Genomic DNA, 17,696 nt, shown 5'->3' with positions numbered 1-17,696 from the left:
GCGCAACGACCGCCGGAGGATTGACCGTATGAGGTCGCCCGTTCAGTTGGTCAGCCACCACGGGCTGGAATATGCGACGCCCCAGTCGTTACACGGGTGACCGGAAGGTCCCGGCGACGCGTTGGCCTGCGTGGGGTCGGAGACGCGGATGACGACCCACTTGCCGTCCTCGACGTCGAGCGGCACGGTGAACTCGGTGATCCGCCCGGCCGTCGTGTCGATCACCTCGACCACTTCGGGCGCCCGCGTGCCGGGCCGCAGCACCTGCAGCTTGAGCGGCTTGCCGGCCCACTCCGGGCCCCGGTCGAGATCGACGGAGAAGCGCACGTCACCCCGGGCGAACGGCAAAGAGCTTCCCATCCGTACGCCGGAAGCAGTCGCGTCGAGCCGAAGACCGCTCACCCGGGTGGCGAAGAAGCGCCGCGCCCGCATGGCCTCCAGCACCCCGTTGCGCGTGTTCTCGGCGACCCACAATCCCGTACGGCCCTTGCCCTCGGGGAAGCCCCAGTTGGTGCCGTGCTCGTCGGTGACGCCGGTCAGGCCCGTACGCCAGCCCGCGTTGAGGCACGCGTTGAGCGGGGAGCTCTGGCCGTTCGACCAGCCGTCGAACAGGTAGTCGTCGCCCCGGTTGAACATCTCGAGCCCGACCATCTGATCGCGCAGGCTCGCGTCGTACGAGAAGTCGTTGAACCGCAGCACCTCGCGGCCCGGGTGGTTGAAGCCGCTGATCCCGCCCGACCCCTCGATGAAGTCGTAGAGCTTGCCCATGCTCGACGAGCTGCCCAGGTCGGTGAAGTTGCCGGAATACCAGACGTTGACGTGCCCGAGCAGCGGGTGCGACCACTCGAAACCGCGGATCGCCGTGTAGACGCCCGGGTCGTTGGCGGCGTCGGCGAGCTGCCCGGCCCGCCGCCACTCCGACGACGACAGGCCCTCGATCGCGAACAGCGTGGTGTGGTCGGTCAGCGCGGCCACGTCGAGGCCGGCCTCGCGCATCGAGGCGAACGCGTTGGCCGGGTCGCCGTCGCCGTCCGACATCAGGGTGTGATTGTGCAGGTCGGCGTGCACCAGCGCGGTGCCCTGGCTGATGGCCGAGGCGCGCGAGGCGCCCCGGGCGGCGGGTGCGTTGAGCGTCCGGGCCTGCGCGCTGCCCGGGGTGGCGGCCAGCACCAGCAGCCCGCCGGACGCGGCGATCAGCGAACGACGGGTCAGGTGGTCGTGCGTGTGGTGGTGCTCGTGGGCGGTCATGCGCCCGAGCATCGCAAGGTAGCGACAGCTATGGATGTCTCAGCGATGAACGGTGGCCTGCCACAGGCTGTCGTCCCCGGCCAGCAGAATCGTGTCGGCGTGTGTGGCCACGGCGACCGGCCGGACGGGGGCGTCGGCCGGCTCCCCGGCGATCCGCAGTTCCCCGTCCGTGACAACTGCCGTTTCCCGTACGTCCGAGGGCCGCGCCCCCGGTGCCCAGTGCCCGTCCTCGACAACCCAGGTGGCCGGCTGCTGATCGGCGGTTGTTCCCGTGATCAGCCAGCGGCCGTCCGGGAGCGCCCGTACGTCGTCGGCCGCCGTACCCGCGGCGTCGAGCTCGCTCAACGTGAACGTCCGCCCGTCCGGTGAGAACCACGCCGCCGCCCCGCTGCTCCGGATGCCCGCGATCGCGAAACCCCGCGGACCGGCCGCGATGGGCCCCACCCCGACGGCCTCGTCGCCGCCGTACGTCTCGAAAGGCGCAGGGTTCTCGGCCATGCGCCCGTCCGTCGTCAGCCGCCAGGTGCTGACCCGGGGGTTGCCGTGCGCGCCGCCGGGGACCGCCCCGACCATCGCTACCCGGCCGTCCGCGCAAGCCACACTCTTGATCACCTGGCGTGGGCCGTAGTAGCTGGCGGGCAGGGGTGCGAACGGGACTTCCGTCCAGGCGCTGCCCGGACTGCCGATCCATGCGGCCGGGCGGGTCGCGGGCGCCGCTTGCCCGTCGCTCATGGGCCCTGCCGACGCGCCACTCGCCGTCCCGGTCAGCACGCCGCCCACCGCCCACCACTTGTCGCCGCAGTCGGCCACGTCGCGCAGCACCATCCGGCCGTCCGTGGGTAGGTCGATCTTGGACCAGGCCGGCTCTTGCTCCGGTTTGCTGCAAGCGGCGACCACCAGCAGGGCGGCGATGAAAGAAATCGAGCGCTTCACGAAAGCATCGAGCAATCTGCCGGAAACTATGGACCGAACCTTGTGGACTGCGTCACAGCAATCTTATGGTCACTCCACCTCGATCGGCGCCCGTCCCGCCGCCGGGGAACGCTCCCTTCGAGAAAGAGCCTCGTAGATGCCTTCGTCCCGGATACTGCCGGCCCTGGTGGCCGTCGCCGCCGTTTCGCTGCTCCCGGCCCCCGCTGTCGCCGCGCCCGCCGCGGCTGCCCCCACAGTTACCCGAGCTGCCCTCGACCCGTCGCTCGTGGCCGGCCGGGGCGCCTCGGTCGCGTTCCTCGAGCAGGAGGCCGAGCGCGCCAAGACCAACGGCACCGTGATCGGCCCCGACCGTACGGCCTATTCGCTGCCCGCCGAGGCCTCCGGCCGCTCCGCCGTCCGGCTCACCCCGGGCCAATACGTCGAGTTCACGCTGCCCAAGGCGGCCAACGCCATCACCGTGCGCTACAGCATCCCGGACGCGCCCACCGGCGGAGGCCTGACCGCCCCGCTCGCCGTCAAGGCCGGCAACACGTCCCGCTCAATGACGCTGACCTCGCAGTATTCGTGGCTCTACAACCAATATCCGTTCAGCAACGACCCCGCCGCCGACCTGCTGCACCCCGACTGGTGGATCACCGAGTGCGCCTGCGTGCCGGCCCAGACCACGCCCACGCCGGTGATCAGCAAGCCGTTCCGGCCCAGCCACTTCTATGACGAGCAGCGTCTGCTGCTGGGCCGCGCGGTCGCGGCGGGGGAGAAGGTGCGGCTGACCGCGTCGGCGGCCGTGCCGTGGACGGTCCTCGACCTGCTCGACTCCGAGCTGGTCGGACTCCCGTACGTCAATCTGCTCGCGGCGAATGTGCTCGCCTTCGGCGCCGACCCGACCGGCAAGCGGGACTCCGCCCCGGCTTTCGAAAAGGCGATCGCGTTCGCCAAGAAGACCAGGCTCAAGGTGTACGTTCCCCCGGGCGTCTTCCAGGTCAACCGGCACATCCTGGTCGACGACGTGACGATCGAGGGCGCCGGCAACTGGTACACGATCATCAAGGGCCGCGAGGTCGCGTTGGGCTCGCCCGCTCCCGACGGCTCGGTGCACACCGGCGTCGGTTTCTACGGCAAGGACGCAGCCGACGGCGGCAGCAGAAACGTGCACCTGTCCGGATTCGCGATCCAGGGTGACGTACGGGAAAGAATCGACACCGACCAGGTGAACGGCGTCGGCGGGGCAATGAGCGACTCGACGATCAAGGGCCTGCACATTCAGCACACCAAGGTCGGCCTGTGGTTCGACGGCCCGATGACCAACACCCGGGTCGAGAACAATGTCATCGTCGACCAGATCGCCGACGGCCTCAATTTCCACACCGGCGTCACGAAATCGGTGGCCCGCAACAATTTCCTGCGCAACACCGGCGACGACGCGCTCGCCATGTGGGCCGAGAAGACCACCAACGCGGGCAATACGTTCGACCGCAACACCGTGCAAACGCCCGTGCTGGCCAACGGCATCGCGATCTATGGCGGCAAGGACATCACCGTCTCGAACAATCTGATCGCCGACCCGATTCGGGAGGGCAGTGCCCTGCATGCCGGGTCGCGTTTCGGCGCCGAGCCGTTCGCAGGGACGCTTCGTTTCACCGGCAATACCGCGGTCCGTGCGGGCACCCTCGAACTGAACTGGAACATCGGGCTCGGTGCACTCTGGATCTACGCGCTCGACCGCAGCATCGAGGCCGACATCCAGGTCACCGGCGACCATTACCTCGACAGCACCTACAACGCGATCATGATGGTCTCCGAGTGGGCGGTGAAGGACCTCTACTCGGTTCCCGACGCCCATTTCAAGGACATCAGAATCGACGGTACGGGTACGAGCGTGCTCAGCGCCCGCGTCGCCGGCGCCGCATCGTTCGAGAACGTCGACGCCCGCAACGTCGGCGCCGTGGGGGTCAACAACTGCGGCAGCTTCGGCTTCACCCCCGCCGGCTCCGAGTTCACCGTCACCGACCGTGGCGGCAACGACGGCGGCTGGCTCGCGCCGTGGCTGCTCCCCAACACGATCACCTGTGACGACCGGCCCCCGGTTGTGACCCCTCCGGCCCCGTCCCTCTGGCTCTGAAGGGCACCGCCCGGCCCGAACGATTCGGGCCGGGCGGTCCACTCTTGGTAGCCTTTTCCGCCGGGAGTCGTCAGTCGGGAGAAGCGTCGTGAGTCAAACACTGCTGGTCACCGGCGGTGCCGGATTTGTCGGTTCCGCCCTGATCAAGGCGCTACTGACGGATTACCCCGCGGCCGTGATCGTCTCGCTCGACAACTACTTCACCGGCGTCCCGGAAAACCACGTGAACAACCCCCGGGTGACCTACATCGACGGCTCGACCGTCGACCTGGCCAAGATCTGGGCCGACCGCGGCCTGCCCAGCCCCGAGATCGTCTTCCACCTGGGCGAATACTCGCGGATCGTCACCTCGTTCGAGGACCACGACCTGACCTGGGACTTCAACCTCCTCGGAACCAAAGAGGTGGTCAAGTTCGCGTCGGCCAACGGCTCCAAGCTGATCTACGCAGGCTCGAGCTCGAAGTTCGGCAACGACGGCCAGGACGAAAATCTCAACCCGTACGCGTGGACCAAGGCCAAGAACATCGAGTACATCAAGAACTACTCGACGTGGTACGGCCTCGACTACGCAATTACGTACTTCTACAACGTCTACGGCCCCGGCCAGATCGCCAGCGGCAAATACGCCACGGTCATCGGCATCTTCGAGGACAAATACCTCAAGGGCGAGCCCCTCCCGGTCGTCTCACCCGGCACCCAGACCCGCGACTTCACCCACATCGACGACATCGTCCGCGGCATAGTCCTGGTAGCCCAGAAAGCCAACGGCGACGGCTTCCTGCTCGGCGCCGGCCACGAATGGCCCATCCTCGAGGTAGCCAAGATGTTCGGTGTGCCCTACGAACTCACCCCCACCCTCCGCGGCGAACGAACCCGCGGCCAGGCCGACAACAACAAGGCAGCCGAGCTCGGCTGGACGGTCGAACACCGCCTCGACGACTACATCGCCTCATTCGTGGCGGCCCATCCGCGCTGACGTTCGGCCCTGCTCAGCGGGAGCGGCCGCCGTGGACGAGCGCCGCACTCCCACCCCGGAAGGGATCTCCTTCGTGCTGCCGGGCCGCCGGCTCGGCCAGGGATTCGACGACCGCCGCGTCGTCTGCTCCCCGACCTACTCCGGCACCGACGTCGCGATGGACCGCCTGGCCGCCGCCCTCGAACGGCTCGCCGCTTCCCCACCTGCCCCGATGATCAGCCCCTGCCCACCCGGCGCGGTGGTGAGCAGCGAGGCAAACTGATGTGATCACTTGGATCCAGCTCGTGTTCGCCGGCGTCGAGCGCGCCACTACGGCCAGATCGTTCAGCGTGACATGGAGTTGGCATTCGTGCCCCTGACTTTCGGTCATGGGTCAATGGCATCGGGTTACTACGATGGCGCATCGACACTGATCATCATTTGTTCGGGGGTTCGATGGCGCCGCCGAAGTCGCGTGGGCCGCAGGGGGAGGGCGGTGGATCCCCGTCGGCGCCCAGGCCCCGCCCGGCCGGCGGTCCCAATGGCGGCATGGTGTCCCAGGAGAACGTCCTGGCCGCGACACTCAACGCGGGAGAGGTCGGCCGCGACCGCGCATCCAGGACCGCCGGACAGAGCACGGACGGCGATCCCACGCTCAGTTCGGCGCGGGCGGACTCAGGCGACCCGCACGCATTCGTCGGCAATATCGTCAGCAACCCGAAGTCTCTCGTCGGGCGGTCGGCGCAGGACATCGCCGACCAGTTCACCGCGGCCGGCTATCAGGTGCGGGTCGACCAGAGCACCAAGAAGGGCACCTCGCAGCTCTCGCAACAGGTGCGTATCCAGGGGCACCCCGAGATTGCGAACATCCAGGTGCATCCGGGCGGCGGGCGGCACACGCCGGAAGGGTCGCCGTACTGGAAGGTCTCCACCTCGACAGAGGGCAGGATTTGGGTCATCCCGAAAAACTTCCGGGGTGCGGACGAGTTGAGTGGGAACGTGGTGCGCTATGACGAATGACCTGATCAAGGTGGACCGGATTCGTTCGGCGGACGAGGCCGTCGCCCTGGAGAAGGCCGGCGTCGCCCTGCTCGGAGTCGATCTGACACCCGACCCGCGCTTCGCGGACAACCGGGAGATCACCGTCGAACAGGCCGACGAGATCGGCCGTAGGCTGTCGACGGCGGCTCTGGTGCCGGTGCTCGACCTCAACGACGACCCGGCTCGGGTCCTGCGGATTGCGCAGGCAGTGCGCGCGCCCCTGGTGCGATCCGCCCGCCGGGCCGTTCCCCCGGCCGACGTACGAGCCCGGCTGAGCGACGCCGGCATCGGAATCGTCTTCGGCGGCATAGAGATCGCCCACGACGACGACCCGGGCTGGATCCTCAGCGACTTCACCGATGAAGAGAATTTAGAAGTCGCCTACTTCCAGGCCGACGTGCTGCCGGAATACAGCGGATCCTGGTCGTTTCTGCGCGATCGGTCGCCTGAATACGAGGACGAGTTCCAGATCGCCGACCTGAACGATCTCGCCGCCGCGCATCCTCTGCTGATCGGTCTGGACTTCACGCCCGACAACGTGCACGAAATCGTGGGCGCGCTTCCGCAAGTGAGCGGCCTGTTGTTCACGCTTGCCGAGAGCGCCCGCCATGGCGGTGTGCGCTTCCACTCGTACGCCGAAACGCTCAACACGCTGCAGGCCCTGAGGGGGTGACTGAACAATGGCCGAAGGGTTCTCGGTCGAGGCCGAACAACTTCGCGCGCACGCGGCCAAGTTGGAGGCGCTGCGGCAGAGGGTGGACAACATCAAAGCCGCGAGTGCGAGCATCGCCGCCGACGATGCCGCGTTCGGACTGCTCTGCGGCTGGATGGCGGACGTGCTGGAACGCCGGCACCAACGGCAGAACCAACTGTTCGCGCATGTCGAGAAGAACCTCGGGCTCGCCGCGGACGCCCTGATCCGAACCGGCCAGGGGTACGCGGACGTCGACGACGCGGCAGCGGAGCGGATTCTTACCGCTACCCGCACGAACGCCGCGTAGCTGGTGGATCCCTTTCACGAACGGCTCGCTCACAGAGGGCTTGCGGCCGCTCAGCGATGTCACACATGTGGCTCAACTCGCCGTCGATGAAAGTCGACGGCGCCTGGTGGGTAGCCAGGGCAGCGGCGATCTCCGAACCGATACGGGCCGGCGCGGAGGCACCGGATGCCAGTGCCATCAACACCGGCAGCAGCGTCTTCTCGTTGATCAGCAGGACGAGTTGTTGGGGCCGCCACGGCAGCAGGTTCGCGTGCCAATCGCCGAGCAGGGTGGTCGACGGTTCACCGTCATGCGGCGTCGCCGATCCGAGCCGCTGGCGTAGCTTGTTGGTCACGCGGACGGTGCGCCAATGTTTCAGGCAACAGGTCCTGCGGGCGGCGATACGGCCTCGCACGTCTCGAACTTCTCGCAGACAATCCGCCGCGGATCATCGTTCTCGAAGACTCGCAGGTAGCAGACGACCCGGAAACGGCGTTTGTGCTCGTCTGTCCAGTCGCCGTTCGGAACCCATGTCCACCACAGGTTGCCGACGGGGTCCCTGTCCGGGCTGACCCGGTTAGCGCTCGGGCGACCAGAGGAGAACTCAAGGCCACGCCACCAGATGTCGACGCGCTTCACCACGTCGGCGGGAGGCCGCGGCTCGCTGAGGTCGCGCCAGCGAGGAAACAGGACCTTGAACTCTTTCAACTCCCAGTGGCTGTTCACCTGCCCGCCTCCGCGCCGATCGAGGCCGGCAGGACCGCGAACAACTCGCACACGATCCGATGCTCGGCCTCGAGGATGCGGTAGGGGCACACCACCCGCTGCAGACCACTGTCTAGATCAGGTAGGTAGGTCACCGGGGCTTGCCATACGTTTTCCTCGCCGTCGACCAAGACGGCGTTGCCCCGTGGGCGGTCAGCGCGGGTGGTGATCCACCTTTTGATGTCGGCGTAGACCTCGCCGGGGAGCGGAACGGTCGGACCCCACTCGTGAAGCTTCGACTCGAAGCCGTCGAGCCGCCACGGGCCAGATGGTTCGGCCATACCGCTCCTCGCAGGTCAGGAGGCTTGCTGCGCCTTATGGGTCTTCCAGATTTCGTCGGCCTGCGCGCGTTCGGCCCGGTTAGGCCGTTCGTCGTCGGGGTCGTTGGTCTCGTCGTCGCGCCGGAACCAGTCACGCAGGATGTCCGGGTCGATGCGCCCGCCGCCTCCCGGCTTGGTCGCGGCCTGCCACGGCTGTGACGACTGGATGAGGGAGCGAAGGTCGGCCGGCGACAAGGCGCCGTAGCGCTCGATGACGTAGCCGATGGTGTTGAGCGGGCCCTCAGTGTCCGGCTGCTCGGCCGGGCTGCCGTCGGCGTCTGGAACTGAGACACCGCGGTCGGTGGCGGTGATGGGTTCGTCGAACAGTGGGCTGCCGAAGTGGGCGATGTGATGGCCCTGGACGAAGAACAGCAGCGAGTGCTTTTTGGCAAGTTTCAAGCCCGGCCGGCGGGCATCGATGGCGGCGATGACGGAGTTGGCGCTCGTAGTCATCGGCGCACCGTATTTCGCGCCGTCCTTGATCGCATTCCTTTGGATGGACGGACCTTGGAGACTCGCCGCGATTGGCACGCCGCCCCCTCTCGCTCCGTTGATGCGCTGCATACTCACGGTAATGGTGTCGCCCGTCCGACTCTGTCCTCGATCTGACTTGCCGTTGATGTTCATCGATTTGATTTTCGACTCAGAGGCGCAGCGGGCGGAGTGCGGAGTCGCTGCCGAGACGATGGCTCGCTCGGGCCGTATTCGCTGCTTGTCATACCCTGCAGCCTGGAGCGGAAGTTCCGCGGCGCGCAGTCTAAGTATGGCGGGGTGTTCGGTGTTCGGTATTGACCGAACACCGGCGCTCCTTTGGATCGGTGCCGTCGGTGGCGGCGATGTCACCCCGGACGATGTCGAACTGGTCTCCGAACTCCTTCTGGCGTCCGCACGACGCTGAGGCGCTGACCCGCCGCCGTTCGGCCGCAGACCGCGTCTGCCCGCGAAAGCTACGCGCCGGGCACCCCGTGCGCGAGGTGCCTAGGCGACGCTGCCGCAGGAGGCGCGCCCCGCGGTACCGGTGCACGAACCATCGCGCGACCTCGCACGAACATCAAGTCGACGGCCGAAGGTGTTTGCCCAGCTCGGAAGACGTACGAGTGCTCCGGGTGTGCTCGGCGAGCGGATGGCACCTCAGGTCAGCGTTGGGCACCCACGGTCACCGCCGGGCACACCGAAGCGCGCGTGCGCGGAATGCGCTCGGCGTGTGCTCCGACCAGCGACGGAACCGCGGTCGGTGCACCAGATGGGCCCGTTCGGCACTCGATGGGACGCCCGGGCACTTCCAGGAACGCCCTGGTAGGTACGATATGGGCCGTAGGCCCTCGTAGCTCAGGGGATAGAGCATCGGTTTCCTAATACGGACGGGTCCTCGGTCCCACGCTGACTAACTGCGGAAACACCCATCACGAACGCCGCTATTGTCGTGCATTCGCTCAATGCGTGCTCGCAGGGTCAAGCCGTCGACGCCCACCGAGGAACTACCTCAGACCTTCTGATCCGTAGTCGGCTCCGCAGCTTACGTCCTTTCGGGAGCGCGTCGTGCTTCGTCTAGGTCAGCCGTCCGGCTGAGGGGCATTGCGTCCTCCCTGGCCCGCGCAGTACGCAGACGTGTTCCGCCAGATCAACGAGGCCCTCGCCGTCTACGGATTCGCCGACACTGGCGAGCTGAGCGACGCATACGACGTCGAGTCACTGCGCTCGACACCGGCCCCCGGAACGCCTTAGCTGGGAGTCCTCCGGATACGCGGCGCCGCGTAAGCCCTCACGTTTCGTGGTCTCACCGTGATGCGAGATGTAGTCCAACATAGATTCGAAGATGGGCGGGCTTCAACTCAGCGTCCGAACGAGCTTCATGAGGCGGCTGCCGGATGATCCGCATATGTCGCTGTGGAGAGCGCCCGGCGGTACACCTCCGCATGATCGCGCGATCGGCTACTACCTGCGATCATCGGGTCCATGGGATGATTCCGGCTGCGCCGACGAGAAGGACCTGACGTGAAGCTCGAGAAGTCCGATCTCCAGTTGGAGACTATCGTGAGCCGGATCAACGCCGGCGAGCTCGACCTTCAGCCCAACTTCCAACGCGGCGAGATCTGGGATACCAAGCGTCGTCAGCGGCTGGTAGACACGATCCTGCGGGACTGGTATATCCCGGCTATCCACATCGTCATCGAGGCCGACGGTAATGAAGTAGTGCTCGATGGCCAGCAGCGACTGGCTGCGATCCGGGACTTCTTCGCGAGCGGCGTCGTAATTGACGGCAAGACCGAACCCGAGAACGCCGAAATCAAGGCGCTGGGCGGGATGCGTTATCGCAACCTTCCTGACCGCGTGCGTCGTGCTGTGAATCGGTTTGTGTTGCCGATCATCACACTTACAGAGTATCAGCCCCAGGAACCGAACGAACTGTTCTTCCGACTCAATCAGTCCTATAATCTTACCCCGCCTGAAAAACGAAATGCGCTACATGGCGAGGCCCGAAATCAGGTAAAGAAGCTCGTCAAAGAACTCATTGAAATCGACTTGCTTAAACCGGAGAAAGTCGGGTTCACAAACGGGCGACTTGCCTACGACGACATCGTGGCCCGCACCTGCGTTGCCGTCGAGATGGGTACTCTCCGGCGGCATATCAACAATACGGTAGTCGAGCAATACTATCGCGATCAAGCCTTTTCTGAATCGACAATTACGGGTGTGCGAGCGGCTGGTGAGGCGCTACGAAACCAAATTGACAGCCTGGAGACCCGCGTTAAGTTCAATAAAGGCACTCTTCAGACGTGGCTAATTTACTGCTACTGGGCTCCACTAAATACCGGGCCGCTGCCACCCGATCTGCTCGGTCGCTTCGAGTTCGAGCGGGCGAGGCTCAAGCGCGGCGAAGTTGACGACGACGGACCCGACAAACGACGCCTCTTGGATCTGGTGAGCCTTTACGACGATCGAGCCTCGTATCGGGTGACGGACGTGTCGTCGGTGCTCGCCCGTGACGTCGTCGTGCACCTATTCTCACAGGCTTTCTTCGGCACTCCAGGCCGTCGGGGTTCGGACGACCTGCTGGGTCTGCTGCGATCTGACTCACGTCCTGTCCAAGCGCTGGTATTCGACTATGTTGACTCGGTGCAGTGGGGCGATCCACTCGTCGAGATTATGGACGTCCCGTGAGGCGGGCTGCGGAGAACCGCATCTGGAGCGGTCTCAAAAGGACTTACGCCAATCAACCGACGCGCCCGTTCCAGGTTGGCACCGGATCCGCTATAGATCTTTCCCATCCTTGCATCGTCATTGGGGGTAGGAACGGGGCCGGCAAGTCGAGGCTGTTGCGACAAATTTCCGACGAGCTCGGTGATGACGCGCTACTGCTTGACCTGCATCACTTGTGTGAACAGGCGCTCATAATCTTGCGGTCTCGCCACGATCTGGACGCGATGGTCGAAGAGTATGACGATCTTGGACCCAACGCCGAGCGCTTCGATGATCTCAAGCGAGTTGTGGGGCGCGAATACACGGCTATTGAGTGGTATGCTCTCGAAATTGAGCCCAGCGACCAAGAGATCGCCCAACGCTTCCATTGGTCAGGTGACCAGCCGCTGGTTCCATATTTCCGCGTAGAGTACCGGGGCCTGAGGTATTCCTCGCGCGACATGGGACTCGGAGAGTTCTCTGTTCACTTTCTATTTTGGATCCTAGAGCAGTATAGAGATGTTCCAAATCTCACCTTACTGCTTGATGAACCGGACGCATTCTTGCCGCCCGTCGGGGTGTCCGCATTGTTGGCGCGTGTACTTCAGATTTGCGTCAACCATGGGTGGAAGGTTGTACTCACCACACATTCCGAAGAGATGATCTCGGAAGCAGTCGAGCAGCGAGCGTTTACTCTCCTTCGAGTTGACGAGAGTGGGGCAACCGTTGCAGAACATGCTGTAAATGATCCCAATGTCGCGGACGCCCTTCTCACTCGGCCGCCGGTGGAGCACGTCATCTTTTGCGAGGACGAGTCAGCTTGGTACCTCACTAACGCCTTGATCGATTACTCGGATCGACAACTCCTCCGAGGGACTGCCGTGGTATGGGGTACCGGTAGCGGCTACCTCAACAGGCTCTACGAACACCTTCCGCGTCCACCGCGAGCGGACATTCGGTTCGCTATCGCCTTCGACGGTGATCAACGAGGTAGCTTCAACGGGCGCGACGGGCGGTGGCCCGCGGCATTCCTCCCGACCGACGATGATCCTGACACGTTATTCAAGACGCTAGCGGCAGATTCGGCAACCCTGGCATCCAAGCTCGGCCGCTCAAAAGAAGATGTGGCCCGCCGGCTCGACGCTATCGAGGGCCTTGATCCCCATGATTGGGTTAATGACCTCGGAGCGGAGTTCGGCAGGGTGCAGGTCTTGGGGGCGCTCGCAGCGATGTGGGTTGAAATGAATCCTTATGAGGCATCTCGATTCGTAGATGGCCTTAAGGCCGGTTGGAGCTAGGGGCGGCGGCCATGGCGCCCGAGTCCGAGAGAAGACGGTAAGTTCCGCGGCTTGCGCGTCGAGCAGCCAGTAGCTGGTGATCGCCCATGTCTCGATCGGCGCGCGTTCGCAGAGTTGTTCGAGGCAGGCGGTGGCTGAACCGCCCGGGCCGACGGGCCGGTCCTCGATCCAGCGCTGACCGCAAGGGCGGCGAATACGACGGTTAGATGCTCGTCGATGGAGTCGCACTGGTGTTGGTAGATCGCCAGGCCTGCAGGTCGTGCTCAAACCCGAGCATCCGGATAGCCGTGAGCGAGGGCGTCGCACAGATGACCGATCCGCGACGAGGCGATCGGCAACGGCCCACCCGCCGGTGTGGGCGGGCCGGCGCGGTCCAGGCCAAGGTCACCCTGCCGCCGGCCATCCGCTGCTGCGCGGCCGCCTTCAACACCTCCAACTCGGCGTCGTCGTGCGCCGACCCGATGTGCTCGATGCCGCGCGCCCCACGTCGTGACGACGTAGACGATCTGCACCGCGGTCGTGCCCGACGCCGTCTTCACCGTCCGCACGTAAGGGCCACCAGCACATCCTATGACCCCGGATTAATGCGCAAGTTTCCCACTGACACCACGCAAATCTCCGGGCCAGCGTCTTGCCTCGTCCATCAGCGGGAAAGTGTGACCCAGGTCAGGTACACCAGCGTCCTACCTGACCTGGCCTACAATGCCGCTGAAAGAGCTGCAGCGAGCGTGCCTGCCCGCCGCGACACCTGAAGGCGGTCAGCCAGGCTTCGGATGCAAGGAGGCTCGGCACGGCGGGGTCCGGGCTCAATCCCTCCTATTCCGCGCCGGACGCCTCAGCCATAGCGTCGGCCGAATCCTGCTCGGCCACTGGAATTCCACGTCGTTCCATTTTCGACCTCACTGCGACGTGGTGGACCACCGGCGTCACCTTCGTGACATGGTGAATCATTGCTGACAAGAATTGCGCGGGACCGACATCGTCGGGAATCTCGTCTGAGTGCAAGTTGACCTGCGGTAGTTCGTCAGCCGATCCCGACCAATCGACCAGCGCCAAGCCCGTCGCGGTATATCCGTTCGCGCCTTCTAGATCGCGCAGCTTGCGGATCATGTCGACGGTGCGTTCAAAAGCGTCCGGCTCAGACTCTAGGATCGTCGCACGCTGGACGAAGAAGAACCCAACAGCCGCCAGAGGATATCGCCCTCGAAGATTGGCGGCATCGCCGTACGCCTCTTCGAAACGGTTGGGAAGATTCTTCCCGAAGGATGACAGCTGCGCTTTGGTACTGATCAGCAGCTCCGGCCCTCGATCCCACCGAGCGATACAGACATCAACTTGCTTGTAGTAAGCCCGTCCTAGGACTTTGGCGTCGGCGGGGCCAACGGATGGCAGCTGAGGCAGCCGGCGGCGCACTTCGTCTGCGACCTTGTTTGGCAGCTTGTCCAGTAAGACTGCAAGGTCTCGAGGAAGCACGCGCGGCCTTGTAGCGCGAGGCCACACCTCATCTTCGCCGAATCCCGACCGCCGGAGCTCATGTGACAGCCAGGCGTCGATTCCTTTGGCGAATCGACCACTCTCCGACACTTCGCCGCTTTGGACGGGGACGGACAAGAGCTTGCCGAGCAAATCGAAGTCCGGACCATAACGGCGTGCTTCGCCGGGGCCGTGCAACCAAGGGTCGCTGGAGGGCGTCTGCGCCAAGATGGGGTCGTAGGCGCTGAACGCGTCAGGCTTGGACAAGGCTGCCTCTTGCGGAGCCGCCGACCCGCCGCAGCAAGCAAGACCGGAAACCGTGCGAGCCTTTCCTTGGTCCTGACGCTCCAGCCGACATCGGTTGCATCAGCGACGCGGACACTCCAACTAAGATACGCACACGTTCATTGTGGCAGAGGCCTTGTACGCAAGTGCTCCGGCTCCGCAATACGCTGAGTGGTGGCGAGTCTCCGCGCGAGCGAGCTGCGGCTGAGGTGTGCCCCGCGTTCGCTTCATCCTCGTCGCCCGACCCGTCGGCGAGCAGACGGGAAGTGTCAACTGTTACCTCTCATACGCTTGATGCAGCTGACGGCGTCCTGCCGTGTCCAGTGAGCGCGCTCATGGCGAGGCCGACCGGTCAAGCACCTCGTCGACCGTCATCAAGCCTGATGGTTCCGGCGCATGCGCGACTTTGTACCCGCCACCGGTAGGGCGGATTTAGTACGCACACACCCCGGTGCCGTCGATATATGTCGCGCTAAGGGCTTGCACCCCACGCGAAATCGTGGTCGGAAGGTCGCGTGAATCGAGACGTGCTCCCCAAAGGAAGAAGACTTTTGGCGGGTGTGACCGCCGCCATTTCTCCCAAGTGCCCATAGCGCCGATCTCGGTTGTTGCGCCAACTTGAGGTCAGTTGCTGCGAATTTGAGTTATTTACGTCGGTTCGGCCAGTCGGTCATAGCCTCTCGCGCCGGCGTTGTCTTTGGTTCTGGTGCTCCACTCATCCGGGTCACCAGGCAGATGCGTGGATCTTCGGTAGTTCCACCGCGGGCTGGCCATGCCACATCGATACGATGGTCTTGCGAGAACCCTTGGACGCGTGCCCGCGAAGCAAGGATCGACGAACTCCGGTTTTCGAGAAGGAGGGCTACTAGGTCTGCCCACCACTGCCCTTTAGACCGGTATACCGCTTCGAGGCGTCGACCCGCGTTCGCGCCACTACGACCCATACTTCGCGGCGTGACGCCCTCCACCCGGTAGCGATCGAGACACCAGAGTATGGACAGGAATTCGTCTTGCACCGCAGTAAACCGCGTTGTGGCCTCGTTCTGGACTCTCTGCTTCAGCGCGTTCCGCAGGTCGCCGGGGTGGCCTACTTCATCTTCCAGCGCAGTCACGCGGTGATCGCCCTCCGTGCCGGATAGGAGGCCGTCGGCCGCGTCCACTCACAAGCGACCATAGCTTTACTCAGTCGCCAACAACACCTTCGGAACCCATCCTGCGCGCTCGAAGCGTCTTCGCGGCGTCCTGAATCTCGGCTACTTCCTTGGCGGACAGCCCTAGGACGTGCACAAGAAGCGCCTCATCCACACGCTTCACCACGTTGGTCCATCGGCCGTCACGTAGCTGAGTGTCGAGCCTACTTTTGCTGTCTACAAGCAAAGCCCACGCTTGCTCCAACGCCTTTGGCTTTGGAACCGGCAACACTGCCGCCTCACGGGGCTCCATCTTGAGGATCCCGCCGCCATACGAGCGTCCGAAGATTTCGGCTCCGAGCATGGTTGCGCTGTTGAAAGCTAACAAGGGAAGCGCGAACCTGGTAGGAGACGGCACGTCTCCTCGCAGTCGGATACCGTGCATGGAGTTGAGAAAGGTTGACCCGATAGAGTTTGTAAACATCCTCGGATATCTGTGGCTCATGTAGGTAAAGAAGAGGTCGGGCGGGGCCACTACGGGAGGCCGCCACCAAGGTGTCCTAATTTTACATTTATAAGCCTCGTTGACCTTAAGTTCCTCGCCGTAGCGGACGTAAGCCATGAGCTCCGGGGAGCGGTCATCTGGATCCGGATGAAGGAGCCACACCGGCTCGCCGGCCTCCCGAAGCTTCTTCCACTGAGCAAGCGAGAACGTAAGGCCCTTGAGATGCTTGGTTCCTGGCGGGCAGACCTTTCGCAGATGACCTGCGTCCTCTGACAGGCCGAATTGATCGGCCACGTCTTGATTCAAGGTGAAGAAAGAGTTGCCACCAGTAACGGTTCCGAGCTCAGGACTGCCGTAGCTTGACAGCGGAACCAGATGTTCATCGCTGATTTGCTTGAACAGTTGCCTTTGTCGGTTTGGCAACAGAAGGTCTGTCCACTTGCCGCTGCCAGCAGGGGTAACGCTGAGGTTCGTCATCGGGCGCACCCGACTCAGATCTTCCGCATCGTCAAGGTAATACAGCGAGAAAGCATCACATCCGCCATGCCCCGAAGCGAGGACCAACACGACCTTCTCTGTCGCGTCATCGAATTGAAGGCGTTCGAATAGGACTAGGTGGACCTGCTCGAACCGTTGCCTGAGCCATACACGAATGGGCTCCGCATAGCCCACCGTGAGCAGCTCTGCCGGAAGCACCATAGCGAGCCGCCCTTGCGGCTTTAGGAAAGCGCAGGCGTGGATCAGCAGAGGTGCCCATGAGGATGTGAGCCCTGAAAGGCGCACTCCCTGTTGAAGCGCAGCCCTCCTGGCTTTCGCTTGAGCTTCAGACCCATGTTTTTGGTATCGCACAAACGGGGGATTCCCAATGACCGCATCCATCAGCGGAACTGGCGCGCCCAACTGGGTGGGAGTGGGCACGTCAAAGAAGTTCGCTTCTTTGAGCTGCGCGTCTAGATCTTCCTCCTCGAGGAGGGATTTCGACCAATCCAGCGACGTTTGATGCAAATCGAAGCCATACAAGAGTTCGCCGAATTCTGTGCTCTCGGCTCCCGCTTTTCTCAACTTGCGGCCGGCTGCCAGGAGGAATACCGCTTCTCCGCACGTGGGATCAAGAATGCGAGCGTCTTTATCGCCTGCAACCGCCCACTCGGCGAGATAGTCTGCTATAGCGGCAGGCGTAAAGAAAGCACCGCGGTCTTTCCTTGACGCTGGACTATCTCCCGGCCGGATCACCCGGCCATCATAGTCAGCCGGCGGGGCATGCCGCGCGCTGCCTCGCCCAGCGGCGTTGTCACGATCTGGCTACGACTCGTACGCCAACGGATGGGCCGTCGGACGGCCACAGGCCGTCGGACGGCCACAGCGCCCACGCTGCCTACGGCGCGATTCACATGGCGCGTCGAGGTCGCCTAATGCACCCCAGATGCGGTTCGGTGATAGACGTGCGAGCCCTTGCCCGCCTTC

At 64.2% G+C, this 17,696-nt stretch carries 16 protein-coding genes; 8 read left to right on the top strand and 8 right to left on the bottom strand.

Annotated features, from left to right (window positions below; genetic code table 11):
- Positions 1–42: 42 nt before the first annotated feature.
- Positions 43–1,248 (bottom strand): CehA/McbA family metallohydrolase, encoded by a 1,206-nt coding sequence (locus JKJ07_RS23405; protein WP_202993831.1) that lies wholly within the window; start codon positions 1,246–1,248, stop codon positions 43–45.
- A gap of 39 nt (positions 1,249–1,287) precedes the next feature.
- The gene (locus tag JKJ07_RS23400) at positions 1,288–2,181 is read right to left on the bottom strand and encodes a hypothetical protein (protein ID WP_202993830.1); all 894 of its coding nucleotides are present in this window, start codon (positions 2,179–2,181) and stop codon (positions 1,288–1,290) included.
- Positions 2,182–2,317: 136 nt separating this feature from the next.
- Between JKJ07_RS23400 and JKJ07_RS23395 the strand changes: the two genes are divergently transcribed.
- From JKJ07_RS23395 to JKJ07_RS23370, 6 genes are all read left to right on the top strand, one after another.
- Positions 2,318–4,300 carry a glycosyl hydrolase family 28-related protein gene (locus tag JKJ07_RS23395; protein WP_202993829.1) on the top strand — a complete coding sequence of 661 codons (1,983 nt, stop codon included), beginning with the start codon at positions 2,318–2,320 and terminating at the stop codon, positions 4,298–4,300.
- A gap of 88 nt (positions 4,301–4,388) precedes the next feature.
- Positions 4,389–5,276 (top strand): NAD-dependent epimerase/dehydratase family protein, encoded by an 888-nt coding sequence (locus JKJ07_RS23390; protein ID WP_307834362.1) that lies wholly within the window; start codon positions 4,389–4,391, stop codon positions 5,274–5,276.
- A 31-nt stretch (positions 5,277–5,307) separates the two neighbouring features.
- A complete protein-coding gene (locus tag JKJ07_RS23385) occupies positions 5,308–5,538 on the top strand; it encodes a hypothetical protein (RefSeq protein WP_202993828.1) in 231 nt (76 codons plus the stop codon).
- Positions 5,539–5,804: 266 nt separating this feature from the next.
- Complete coding sequence (locus tag JKJ07_RS23380; protein ID WP_202993827.1) at positions 5,805–6,275, top strand: hypothetical protein; 471 nt, start codon at positions 5,805–5,807, stop codon at positions 6,273–6,275.
- Complete coding sequence (locus JKJ07_RS23375; protein ID WP_202993826.1) at positions 6,265–6,969, top strand: beta/alpha barrel domain-containing protein; 705 nt, start codon at positions 6,265–6,267, stop codon at positions 6,967–6,969. The genes JKJ07_RS23380 and JKJ07_RS23375 overlap by 11 nt, the downstream gene beginning before the upstream one ends.
- 7 nt (positions 6,970–6,976) lie before the next feature.
- The gene (locus JKJ07_RS23370; protein ID WP_202993825.1) at positions 6,977–7,297 is read left to right on the top strand and encodes a type VII secretion target; all 321 of its coding nucleotides are present in this window, start codon (positions 6,977–6,979) and stop codon (positions 7,295–7,297) included.
- On the opposite strand, the gene JKJ07_RS23365 is transcribed toward JKJ07_RS23370, so the two are convergent.
- From JKJ07_RS23365 to JKJ07_RS23350, 4 genes are read right to left on the bottom strand one after another with little or no spacing between them, the layout of a single operon-like run.
- Positions 7,275–7,631, bottom strand: a complete 357-nt coding sequence (locus JKJ07_RS23365) for a DUF6933 domain-containing protein (RefSeq protein ID WP_202993824.1) — start codon at positions 7,629–7,631, stop codon at positions 7,275–7,277. The two genes, JKJ07_RS23370 and JKJ07_RS23365, sit on opposite strands and share 23 nt — an antisense overlap.
- Positions 7,632–7,651: 20 nt before the next feature.
- Positions 7,652–8,002, bottom strand: coding sequence for a hypothetical protein (locus tag JKJ07_RS23360; RefSeq protein WP_202993823.1), 351 nt, complete (start codon positions 8,000–8,002; stop codon positions 7,652–7,654).
- Positions 7,999–8,322 carry a hypothetical protein gene (locus tag JKJ07_RS23355; RefSeq protein WP_202993822.1) on the bottom strand — a complete coding sequence of 108 codons (324 nt, stop codon included), beginning with the start codon at positions 8,320–8,322 and terminating at the stop codon, positions 7,999–8,001. Before JKJ07_RS23355 ends, JKJ07_RS23360 begins: the two co-directional genes overlap by 4 nt.
- A 15-nt stretch (positions 8,323–8,337) precedes the next feature.
- Complete coding sequence (locus JKJ07_RS23350) at positions 8,338–8,988, bottom strand: Panacea domain-containing protein (RefSeq protein ID WP_236029686.1); 651 nt, start codon at positions 8,986–8,988, stop codon at positions 8,338–8,340.
- A 1,368-nt stretch (positions 8,989–10,356) separates the two neighbouring features.
- On the opposite strand from JKJ07_RS23350, the gene JKJ07_RS23345 reads away from it, so the two are divergent.
- Entirely contained in the window at positions 10,357–11,523 is a 1,167-nt protein-coding gene (locus JKJ07_RS23345; RefSeq protein ID WP_202993821.1) for a DUF262 domain-containing protein, read from the top strand.
- Positions 11,520–12,839, top strand: coding sequence for an ATP-dependent nuclease (locus JKJ07_RS23340; RefSeq protein WP_202993820.1), 1,320 nt, complete (start codon positions 11,520–11,522; stop codon positions 12,837–12,839). Before JKJ07_RS23345 ends, JKJ07_RS23340 begins: the two co-directional genes overlap by 4 nt.
- 816 nt (positions 12,840–13,655) lie before the next feature.
- Here the strand turns inward: JKJ07_RS23340 and JKJ07_RS23335 are convergent.
- Both JKJ07_RS23335 and JKJ07_RS23330 read right to left on the bottom strand, forming a co-directional pair.
- Positions 13,656–14,579 (bottom strand): hypothetical protein, encoded by a 924-nt coding sequence (locus JKJ07_RS23335; protein WP_202993819.1) that lies wholly within the window; start codon positions 14,577–14,579, stop codon positions 13,656–13,658.
- A gap of 1,200 nt (positions 14,580–15,779) precedes the next feature.
- On the bottom strand, positions 15,780–17,465 hold the full coding sequence (locus JKJ07_RS23330; RefSeq protein ID WP_202993818.1) for an N-6 DNA methylase: 1,686 nt from the start codon (positions 17,463–17,465) through the stop codon (positions 15,780–15,782).
- Positions 17,466–17,696 lie beyond the last annotated feature (231 nt).

The sequence above is a fragment of the Paractinoplanes lichenicola genome (assembly GCF_016785085.1).
Classification (GTDB): Bacteria; Actinomycetota; Actinomycetes; order Mycobacteriales; family Micromonosporaceae; genus Actinoplanes; species Actinoplanes lichenicola.
This window is presented reverse-complemented; position numbering and strand designations above follow the sequence as displayed.